This window comes from uncultured Methanobrevibacter sp., assembly GCF_902774605.1.
Lineage (GTDB): Archaea > Methanobacteriota > Methanobacteria > Methanobacteriales > Methanobacteriaceae > Methanocatella.
Window position 1 is genome coordinate 1 of the sequence record NZ_CACYJE010000056.1, and the last position, 11,846, is coordinate 11,846.

The 11,846-nt window shown below is 38.3% G+C and carries 6 protein-coding genes; 5 read left to right on the forward strand and 1 reads right to left on the reverse strand.

The genetic code is table 11. From position 1 onward, the window contains the following. On the reverse strand, window positions 1–841 hold an 841-nt coding region (locus QZU77_RS08965), incomplete at its 3' end, for an ATP-binding protein (RefSeq protein ID WP_295603264.1). Window positions 842–1,427: 586 nt separating this feature from the next. Here QZU77_RS08965 and QZU77_RS08970 point away from each other — a divergent pair. The 5 genes from QZU77_RS08970 to QZU77_RS08990 all read left to right on the forward strand — a co-directional run bounded on the left by QZU77_RS08970 (window position 1,428) and on the right by QZU77_RS08990 (window position 11,678). Further along, entirely contained in the window at window positions 1,428–2,132 is a 705-nt protein-coding gene (locus QZU77_RS08970; protein ID WP_295603266.1) for a hypothetical protein, read from the forward strand. After that, the gene (locus QZU77_RS08975; protein WP_295603268.1) at window positions 2,101–6,510 is read left to right on the forward strand and encodes a hypothetical protein; all 4,410 of its coding nucleotides are present in this window, start codon (window positions 2,101–2,103) and stop codon (window positions 6,508–6,510) included. Before QZU77_RS08970 ends, QZU77_RS08975 begins: the two co-directional genes overlap by 32 nt. 214 nt (window positions 6,511–6,724) lie before the next feature. Continuing rightward, window positions 6,725–10,993 (forward strand): hypothetical protein, encoded by a 4,269-nt coding sequence (locus QZU77_RS08980; RefSeq protein ID WP_295603270.1) that lies wholly within the window; start codon window positions 6,725–6,727, stop codon window positions 10,991–10,993. Between the two features lie 112 nt (window positions 10,994–11,105). Continuing rightward, complete coding sequence (locus tag QZU77_RS08985) at window positions 11,106–11,363, forward strand: hypothetical protein (RefSeq protein WP_295603272.1); 258 nt, start codon at window positions 11,106–11,108, stop codon at window positions 11,361–11,363. A gap of 120 nt (window positions 11,364–11,483) precedes the next feature. Beyond that, window positions 11,484–11,678 (forward strand): hypothetical protein, encoded by a 195-nt coding sequence (locus QZU77_RS08990; RefSeq protein ID WP_295603274.1) that lies wholly within the window; start codon window positions 11,484–11,486, stop codon window positions 11,676–11,678. Window positions 11,679–11,846: the final 168 nt, after the last annotated feature.

Genomic DNA, 11,846 nt, shown 5'->3' on the forward strand with positions numbered 1-11,846 from the left:
TCAGCTCGAAGCATTTGCATTTGGAAATGAAAAATGACTGGTTCAAATATTGATTGTATTTAAGCAATGTGTCTTGGGAAGTATAGATGTTGTTGCTTTTCAAGTAGTTCTTAATGCTTTTGGAGGAAAATATTTCGCCTGTGCTGCTGACCATGTACCTTACAAATCTCTGCAGCAAGTCAATGTTATTAATTTTAAAACGAGAAACAACGTCTTCAAACAATATTGAATTATAAATGTCTTTTAGGGCTAATTTTTTAAATTCATCACTGCCCAATGATTGGATACCGGGCATGCCTCCAAAGTTAAAGTACTCATCATACAGTTTAGTTATTGTATCACTTGTTAATTCTATTCCATCGATTTCGTTTTTGTATTGTAAAAACTCCTTAAATGAAAATGGATAAACGTTGATTGTAAGATATCTTCCAGTCAAAAGTGTTGCAAGCTCACCGGATAATAGTTTTGAATTTGAACCTGTAATGTAAATGTCTGAGTCTAGTGAAACCCTATAGTTGTTAATGGATTTTTCCCAACCTTCCACCTGTTGGATTTCATCAAAAAACAGATATATTTTTCCTTGAAGATTTTCTGTTTTGCTGTAAACAATTTCATCCAATTGTTGGGAATTGTCAATATGGTAGTATTCTCTGGATTCAAAGGAAATGAATATTATATTTTCATCTTTCACGCCCATTGATTTGATTTCATCTATGATATTATGCATTAAACTGGTTTTTCCAGATCTTCTAATCCCTGTGTATACCTTGACAAAATCTGTGTTGACATAATCCTTCAGTTGATTAACATAGGCTTTGCGTTTGATTAATTTGCTTGTCATTATCTTTCAACCCCTTCAGGCATAATATAAAAACTTTTTTATAAAAGAAAAATTTTTAAAAATTAAAAAAAATTCTATTTCTATAGGAATAATTTTTTAAAATTATAAAAAATTCCTTCTACAAAAGAAAAATTTTCTAATTAATTATTGATGCAGATAGGTATATAATCCTTTCGCCAAAACAATACCTTGGCAAAAATTTTTCTACCACAAACTAGTATATTACATTCCTTAAATATAAAGTTAACTGTTCTATGTGCCTTATTTAGTTCAAGTTCAAAGCAATATTTCAATAATGTTGAAAATAGTAAGTTACACTCTTAAATCAATATTTAACTGAATTTGAAACGAGTTTAAATCAATATTGCATGGGGTTTGTAAAATAGCTTAAAAAATCTGATTTTTAAATTTTCACTGAGTTTTCACCCCTTATAATAATATACATATATATTGCTTCAACGATAAAAATCATATTGTATAATTAATTTAATTTTATTGAAAAATATGTTACAATTTTTTCTTTAGAATTGAACATTATAATTATCAAGCATGAAAAGCATATTTTTTCATAAAATGGAGATTAAATATGAAGATTAAAAAAACAATAATCTTGCTGACGCTTGTCATTTTCCTATTAAGCCTCGCAAATGCATATGCGAGTGAAATGGATGACTCACTGGCAAGTGAAGATGCAAGTCAAATCGAGGTGTTCTCAACACTTGAGGATGACCTCCAGGCAAGCGAAACGCTTGAACAAACAGATGATAATGGAGCTGAGCTTGAAGCAACAGATGAGGATGAACTCTCAAGCTCTGGGGGATTTGGCGAGCTTCAAAAACTGATTGATGACGCTTCAGACAAAAGCACAATCAATCTGGAACGCAATTACACCTACACTATAGGTGCAGACAATATAACTGAAGGAATAATCATAAGCAAGAACTTAACAATCAACGGTAACGGATTTGCAATAGACGCACAGGGCAAGTCAAGAATATTAAATATTAAAAACGGCACAAATGTTGTCTTGAACAATATCATATTCACAAACGGATACGTTAAGGGCTATGGTGGAGCCATCCTTGCAAATGGTACTGTGAATATTGTTGGATCCACTTTCACCAACAACACTGCAGCCGGTGTTGAAGGCTATGGTGGTGCAGTTTTATTTAATAGTAATGGTACTGTGTCAAATTGTAATTTCATCGCCAATAATGCTGATGAATATGCAGGTGCAGTTTTCTTTAATGCTAATGGTAATGTGTCAAATTGTAATTTTCATTGGCAATAATGCTGAATACATTGGTGCGTTATTCTTCTATCCGGGTTTCTTTGGAATTGTGACTGACTGTAATTTCACAGCCAACAATGCATCATTATGTGGTGGTGCAATGATTGAAAAAGGTGATGTTGAAAATTGTAATTTTGTCAATAACACTGCTGATGAGCTTGCCGGAGGCCTGTTCGTCATGGGTTCAGGTAATGTGGATAATTGTAATTTCATTGGCAATGCTGCCGTAGGTTCCGGTGGTGCTATGGGTATGGCTTCTGGAAATATTTCCAATTGTTATTTCACAAACAACACTGCAGATAGAGGGGGCGCTCTCGTAATGGCCAGTGTAAATGTTACTGATTGCATATTCACAGAAAACAATGCTACTTATGGAGGAGCAATATATATTGATGAATACTTTTCAGGTTCTAAAATAAATTCCATATTCATTAACAATACTGCAACAAAGGGTGGAGCAATCTATGTTGAAACAGAATCAACTAATAATAATTTTTCATCCCTGTTCTATGACAACAAGGCAATACAGAGTGGAGGAGCAATCTTTTTCCATAATATGACTGAAAACAATAGTTTTGAAAGCAATTTCATAGGCAATACTGCAGGCTATGGAGGAGGAATCTTTTTCTCCAGAAAAACAAACTCTAATAGGTTCAACGGTGACTTTATAGACAACACTGCCTTATCATGCGGCGGGGCAATGTTTTTCATCAACACTAGTGATGGAAATAACTTCACAGGGGAGTTCATAAGCAATTGCGCTTTAGGCCAACTTAATGAGACAGTTGGAAACGGTGGGGCAATAACCTTCAAGGGCACCTCCTCCAACAGTATATTCAACTGTAACTTTACAGACAACAATGCATCCCTGTACGGTGGAGCGGTTAACTATCGCGTAACACCATACAACATCACATTCAATGCTGACTTCAACAACAACACTTCCCCTACAGGCGGAGCAGTGAATTTCTTTGAAACATTCGACAATGTAGTGTTCAATGGCGAGTTCATCGCCAACTCCGCAGTCAAAGGCGGTGCAATCGCCACTGTAGATGGAATCATTAGGGATGTTTCATTCAAGGACAATCATGCTGAAGACGGTGGAGCAGTTTATTTCGCAGGATTCGGTGAGGTTAGGGATTGTAATTTCACAGCCAACAATGCAGCCTACTATGGTGGTGCAGTTTACTTCAATGGTTATGGAGAACTCGTAAACTGTAATTTCACAGACAACAGTGCACGCAATGATGGCGGTGCGGTTTACTTCCTGGATGAAGGCACTGTGACAGATTGCATTTTCACCGGCAACTCTGCCGAAAACAGTGGTGCTTTAAGAATGATTTCAGGCACTGTGTCAAACAGTAATTTTATTAATAACACTGCATCCGACGGTGCAGGTGCCGTAAGGATGTACTCCGGTACTGTGAAAGATTCCAGTTTCACCGGCAACACTGGAAAAGTTGGGGGTGCTGTCAGATTCAATGGTGATGGTACTTTGGCAAACTGTAATTTCACCGCCAACCATGCAAATAACGAGGGTGGTGCAGTTTACTTCGCTGATAATGGTGAAGTGGCAAATTGTAATTTCACAAATAACACTTCTAGGGCAGGCGGTGCCATTAGAATATATTCAGGAAATGTGACAGATTCCATTTTCACAGCCAACACTGCAGGATTTGGTGGTGCTGTTTACTTTGACTATGATGGTACTGTGGAAAACTGTAATTTCACAGCCAACACTGCAGAATATGGTGGTGCTGTTTACTTTGATAATGATTCTGCTAATATAATGAACTGTAATTTCATTAACAACAATGCTTCTTCTTATGGCGGTGCTGTCAATATGCACAACGGTAATGTGACCGATTGCAATTTCACCGGCAACACTGCTGATTCTTCTTCTGGTGGTGCTGTCGTAATGGATTCAGGTAATGTGATAAATTCTATCTTCACAGCCAACAAGGCAGCCAGAACTGGTGGAGCAATATATGTTGGAGCAAAATCAACCAACAACAATTTCTCAGGCCAATTCTATAATAATCAAGCAGGACAAAGCGGTGGAGCAATATTCTTCCGCAATTCAGTCGAAAACAATACTTTCGATGGCATCTTCAAGGACAACACCGCAGGCTACGGTGCAGGAATGTTTTTCTACAAGGATGCAAACGGCAATAATATTAAAGGCGACTTTATAAACAACACTGCCCAATCCTGTGGTGGAGGAATGTTTTTCTACTTCACAACCGATAAAAACAACTTCTCAGGCATTTTCATCAACAACAGTGCTTTAGGCATGCTTGATCCGACAGTCGGAAACGGCGGAGCAATAACATTCAAGAACGTATCCACCAACAGCATTTTCACTTGTGATTTCATTAACAACACCGCTTCCTTGAACGGTGGAGGCGTAAACTACCGTGAAAGTCCTTCCAACATCACATTCAACTCTAACTTCATAAACAACACTTCCCCTACCGGCGGAGGAGTTAATTTCTTCAAAACCTTTGAAAATATAGTATTCAACGGTGAATTCATAGGCAATTCCGCAAGATATGGTGGTGCAATAGCTGCCGTTGACGGAATTATCAGTGATGTTTCATTTAGGGACAATATTGCCGTAATGGGCGGTGCAATTTACTTTAACGGCACTGGTGAAGTTTCAAACTGTATTTTCACTAACAATGAGGCTGTTGCTGAATATGATGGTGGCGGTGCCATATCCATGATTTCAGGTAATGTGACCGGCAGCGTTTTCAAAGCCAACAGGGCAAGCGGTGTTGGCAGTATGGGAGGTGCCGTCTTAATTATAAATTCCGGTAATGTGACCAACTGCAGGTTTGAAGATAACTTTGCAGAATTTGGTGGAGCTGTCTCATCTGACAGGACCGTTAATATCGCTGATTGTAATTTCACAGCCAACCGTGCATCAGTAGAGGGCGGTGCTTTCTATACTGGTTCCTGCAATATTGAAAATTCCAATTTCACCAACAACATTGCAAGTAATGGGGCAGCCAGTGGTGACGGTGGTGCTGTTTACATCAACGGCAATGCCACTGTGGTAAATTGTGATTTCATAGGCAATCAGGCCGTTGTGGGTTCTGCAATTTACTTCTGGAATCTCCACGAATCCAAACACGTCAGGTCCATTTCCCACTCCACATTCCTGAACAATAAGGCAAATATGGATTCTATAGCCCCATTTACTTTAACAGTCAATGGAACTAATATTGAAATCGCTTTCCATGGTAACAATAACCTTTTTAATGCAATATTGTCCAGACTGAAAGGGGATGTCAATGTCACAAACGTTACCTACTGGGGAGCAACCGGCATTGAAAACACCGGTGATTCCACTATTGTGCCTGTCATGTTATATACACAAGCCGGTCAGAACGTTACCGTTAGGGGTGTTGTCGACGGTGTTGAAGTCAATATAACTAGAAGCACTGACGCTGAGGGTAAAATAGTCCTTGAGAATGTCAGAGAGTATAATATAACCGTAAGCCACGATGAGGATTCATACTACTTCTCTGGAAAAATATTTTTCACAAGCAGGCAGTTAAGCTTAAACATGACTGATATCACAACCAACGACCTTACAGTCAACATAACTGCAAAATCCGACATATTTGAAGAGTATATGTCTGGTGAAATGATTTTCAGGGTTGACGGTCAAGAAATCTACGCAAGTTATGCGGGCAACGGAACCTGGTGGGCAATGCACACATTTGATGATTTCGGCACTTACAAGGTCAGCGCATTATTCGACGGGCCATACAATGTAATCGTCCGCAATGGAACTATAGCCGTAAATAAAATCAAAACAGAAATAACCGGATCTGCAATAACCGCCACATATAATGTGAACAAATATCTTGTAATCACATTAAAGGACGGTACCGGCAAGGCTTTAAGCGGCGTTAAGGTGACTGTTAACTTGAACGGTGCTAAAACCTACACTACCGACAAGAATGGTCAGATTAAGGTTTCCACTAAAGGACTTGCTCCTAAAAAATATACCGCCAAGGTAGCATTCAACGGAGATGCAGTTCATGACAAGTCCGCTAAGGATATTAAGGTTACCGTTAAGAAGGCCACTCCTAAACTGACCGCTAAAAAGAAAACCTTTAAAAGGTCAGTTAAGGTCAAGAAGTACAGTATTGTTCTTAAAAACAATGTTGGAAAGGCAATCAAGAAGGCAAAGGTCACCATTAAAATCGGCAAGAAAACCTTCAAGGCCAAAACCAACAGCAAGGGTAAGGCAACCTTTAAAATCAAGAAATTGACCAAGAAAGGAAATTATAAGGCTAAAGTATCCTACAAGGGCAGCAAGTACTACAATAAAGTGACTAAAAAAGTGAAAATCCGAATCAAGTAGATGCATCATGCATCTACACTATTTTTTTTATTTTAACTTATTTTTTTGAAAAACCCAATTTCTTAGTTTTTCCATGATTTACTCATATGATATATATTCTTTGAATGATAGAATTCATATTGTATGTATATTTAATTTTTTTGAATGATCATTATTTTTCTTTAAAATTGAATATTCTAAACGAATAATATTTTTTTTATTTGGAAGTGTTTATATGAAAGTTAACAAATCACTAATCATGTTGATACTTGTTATTTTCCTATTCAGCCTGACCAGCGTGTGTGCAGGCGAAATGGATGATGCGATAGCAAGTGATGATACAGATCAAATCGAATTGTCCTCAAACGATAAGATCAGTGAGGATAATCTGCAGACAAATGAGGAAAAAGCGACATTGGGTGAAAGTAATGATTCAACTGATGTCAGCTTAAAATCATCCGACGGTGATGAGTTGTCATCATCAGGGGAATTTGGCGAGCTTCAAAAACTGATTGATAATGCTTCAGACAAAAGCACAATCAATCTGGAACGCAATTACACCTATACCATAGGTACGGACACAATAACTGAAGGAATAAGCATAACTAAGAACTTAACAATCAACGGTAACGGATTTGCAATAGATGCACAGAAAAAATCAAGGATATTCCATATTGAAAGCGGTGCCAATGTCGTCCTGAACAATATCATATTTTTAAATGGGGTTTCCGGCGACTGTGGTGGTGCTGTCCTTTCAGATGGTAATGTGGATATTGCAGGGTCCCATTTTATCAACAACACTGCATCTGTGGGGGGTGGTGCTGTCTATATGGAATCAGGTACTGTGACTGACTGTAATTTTGTCAATAATTACGCAAGCCTCTCTTCCGGTGCCCTCTATATGGATGAGGGTAATGTTGAGGGTTGCAATTTCACTGATAACGCTGCTGCTTGTGCTGGTGCTGCCCTAGTTTATTCGGGCAATGTGTCAAACTCCAATTTTAATAACAATATTGCAATTGCTGAAAATGGCTTTGGTGGTGCTGTCGTAATTGATTCTGGTAATGTGTCAAACTCTAATTTCAATAACAATAAAATAACTGCTCAGAAGGGCTTGGGTGGTGCTATCGCAATCGATTCAGGTAATCTGGCTAACTGTAATTTCACCTCTAACAATGCACCTGGTGGTGGTGCGGTTTACATGGGTTCATGTGATGTGGTGAACTGTAATTTCATTAATAACACCGCTAATACATCCGGTGGGGCAATATATGTTGATAAGGCCTACAATGATTCTAAAATCAACTCAACATTCATCAATAACAATGCATACAATGGTGGAGCAATATACTTCAACGGTGCAATCAGCAATATCACAATCAATGGCTGCTTTAAAGCTAATGTTGCTTTAAGAGGCGGTGGTGCAATATTTGTGCGTGGAAACTCCATGAACAATAACTTCACCGCTGAATTCATAGCTAACGAGGCAAGAGCTGCCAGTGGAGGAGCAATATTTTTTATTAATCAGGCTGACAACAACAGGTTTGAAGGTATTTACAGGGACAATTGGGCACTGTATGGTGGAGGAATCTTTTTCTACAACAAGGCAAACAATAACGTATTCAACGCTGAATTCATAAACAACACTGCAAAATCCTGCGGTGGTGCAATGTTTTTCCACAACACTACCGATGGGAACAACTTCTCAGGGGACTTCACAAACAACCGTGCATTGGGCCAAGCCGATTCAGAAGACGGAAACGGTGGAGCAATAACATTCAAGGACACATCATCCAACAGCATATTCAACGGTGACTTTATAAACAACACTGCATCCCTGAACGGTGGAGGCGTAAACTACCGTGAAAGTCCTTCCAACCTCACATTCAACTCTAACTTCATAAACAACACTTCCCCTAGAGGCGGAGGAGTCAATTTCTTTGAAACATTCGAGAATGTCGTATTCAATGGAGAGTTCATCGGCAACTCAGCAGATAATGGTGGTGCAATCGCCACTGTGGATGGAATCATCAGGGATGTTTCATTCAAGGACAATCATGCTGAAGATGATGGTGGAGCAGTTTATTTCAAAGGATCAGGTGTGGTTGAGAATTGTATTTTTACTAACAACACTGCAGACTATGGTGGTGCGGTTTACATGGATACTGGTGAAGTGACAGGTTGTGTTTTTATCAATAACACTGGTGTTGAATTTGCTGGCGCTATAATGATGATTTACGGTAGTGTGAGTGATTCCAGTTTCACCGGCAACACTGCACACATTGGCGGAGCTGTCAGAATCAATGGTGACTGTAGTGTGACAAGGTGTAATTTCACCGCCAACACTGCAACATTGGAAGGTGGTGCGGTCTACTTTAACTCTCCGGGTAATGTGACATTCTCCAATTTCATCGGCAACAAAGCAACCGGCGACGGTGTTGGGGGCGGAGCAGTCCTCTTATATGAGGGAGGCAATGTATCATATTCCAATTTCACCAATAACCATGTATCCACTGATGGTGGAGCGGTTCACTTCTATGATAATGGTACTCTAAGCGATTGTAACTTCTATGATAATGAGGCTGGAGCTAATGGTGGTGCGGTTTACTTCTATTTTGATGGTAATGTAACTGACTGTAATTTCACACTCAACGCTGCCGATAAGTATGGTGGTGCGGTTTACTTTGATGATACTGGTGCCGTGTCAAAATGTAGTTTTATCAATAACACTGCCTATGATGAGGGAGGTGCAGTTTACTTTAACAGTAGTGGTAAAGTGTCAAACTCCAATTTCACAGCCAACACTGCTGTTGTTTATGCCGGTGCAGTTTACTTTAGAGGCATTGGTGCAGTGTCAAACTCCAATTTCATCAATAACTCTGCGGAAAACTATGCCGGCGCAATCCTCATTGAATATGATGGCAATGTGTCTGATTGTAATTTCACCGCTAACAAGGCAAATGGAATCAACGGTGATGCTGGTGCAGTTTACTTCTATCGTACAGGCAATCTCCTGAATTGTAACTTTAAAGATAACGAAGTGACTGGATTATACAGCTTTGGCGGTGCAGTTTTCATTAGTTATGATTGTAAGGTTGCAAACTGTAACTTCACCGATAACAAGGCAAGTGGAGTTAACAATGGGGGCGGAGCCATTGGCGTTTACGCCAACATCACCGTGACCGACTGTAAATTCACAGGTAATGAGGCAGAGGTAGGCTCTGCAATTTACTTTAAATATACTGATGGACAGGTATACAGTAGAAGTATTTCCCATTCCACATTCCTAAACAATAAGGCAGATGTCTATTATGATGAATCATTTAACGTGACAAAGAATGGAAATAATCTGGAAATCAGATTCGTGGGAAATGACAATATTTTAAATGCAATATATTCCTACGGGGATGTTGAAGTCAACGTCACCAATGTCACCTACTGGGGAGCGAAGGGAATTGAAAACACTGGTGCGGATACCATTGTGCCGCTCATTACAGATGCGGAAGCAGGTATAAACATTACCGTTAAGGGTGTTGTCAACGGTGCTGAGATTAATAAGGTTATATCCACAGACGCTGAGGGTAAAATAGTCCTGGAGAATGTGGGCGAGTATTATATAACAGTAAGCCATGAAGAGGACTCATACTATATTGCCTCTGCAGAAGTGCTATTCACAAACAGGCAGCTGAGCTTAAACGTGACTGACATCACAACCACCGACAAGACAGTCAACATAACCGCCAAATCCGAATTATTGGGCGATGTAATGCTTTGCGAAGTATTTTTCATAGTTGACGGCAATTTCATCAAGGCAAATTATTCAGGCAACGGAACCTGGTGGGCAATGCACACCTTCAATGAGTGCGGCATTTACCCGGTCAATGCAACATTTAGCGGAGATTACAATGTAAGCATCCGCAATGGAACTGTAACTGTAAATAAACTCAAAACAGAAATAACCGGCGCTGCAATAACCGCCACATACAATGTCAACAAGTATTTGGTCATCACATTAAAGGACAGCACCGGCAAGGCTTTAAGCGGCGTTAAGGTAACTGTTAACTTGAACGGCGCTAAAACCTACACTACCGACAAGAACGGCCAGATTAAAGTCTCAACCAAGGGACTTGCCCCTAAAAAATACACTGCTAATGTTGTATTCAACGGCGATGCCGTCCATGACAAGTCAGCTAAAAACATTAAGGTCACTGTTAAAAAGGCGAAACCGAAATTGACCGCTAAAAAGAAAACCTTTAAACGATCCGTTAAGGTCAAAAAGTACAGTATTGTTCTTAAAAACAATGTTGGAAAGGCAATCAAGAAGGCAAAGGTCACCATTAAAATCGGCAAGAAAACCTTCAAGGCAAAAACCAACAGCAAGGGTAAGGCAACCTTTAAAATCAAGAAATTGACCAAGAAGGGCAAATACAATGCCAAGGTATCATTCAAGGGCAACAAGTACTACAATAAAGTGACTAAAAAAGTGAAAATCAGAATCAAGTAGATGCAGATGCATCTACACTTTTTTTATTTTTTCGAGTATTAAACTCATTTTCTTTAATTTAGGCATCTATAAATTCATAATAGTCAAATCCTCTGTAAAGGAATCAAAACTAATGGCAATCATTGAATTCATTATCGATGATGGTGAAATAGAATGCATTGTAAATGATGAAGAAATTAACTGGGATATGAGGAAACATTTAAAATTCAAGAATTTCCCGGAATCTGAATTGATATTTGATGTTTTGGAGAGAAATGATTGGGACATCAATCGAATTAATCTTTCTTCTTCAATCCATTTTTTCGACAATGAATTTTACAAGATTCGCACATTCAATGATGACATGATAATATTCAATACTTTTAAATGATATAAATCAGCGGAAAAATCGCCAATATTCTATAAAGCCGAAGTTATTAGGAATGTTAAACCTCCGGATATTGATAAAGTTGGACGTAAATATGAAATGGTTAAATTTAAAGATGGTGAAATGTTTAAAGTAACTCCATTAAAATCCCTTGAAGAAATCAAGGCAATTAGGGATATATTAATGAGTATTGATTGGAATGTTAGAATAGTCAAAGAACACGATTTGTTTTACTTAAATGGAATATATTGGGAATTGGTATATTCTAATCATATGATTCGATTGATTGATAAATATGGATCGGTAAATGTTATATAAACGTTAAATCCATTTAAATTGTTAAATTTATTAGTTGAGATAAAAATTGTCTTTAAATCATTATAGGCTATCGATTTATTTATAAATGTTAAACTAAATAAGTTATAGTTAGTTAACAATAAAATTTTTTTGAATTATTTAAAACATAGATTATTTGATCTAACTGTG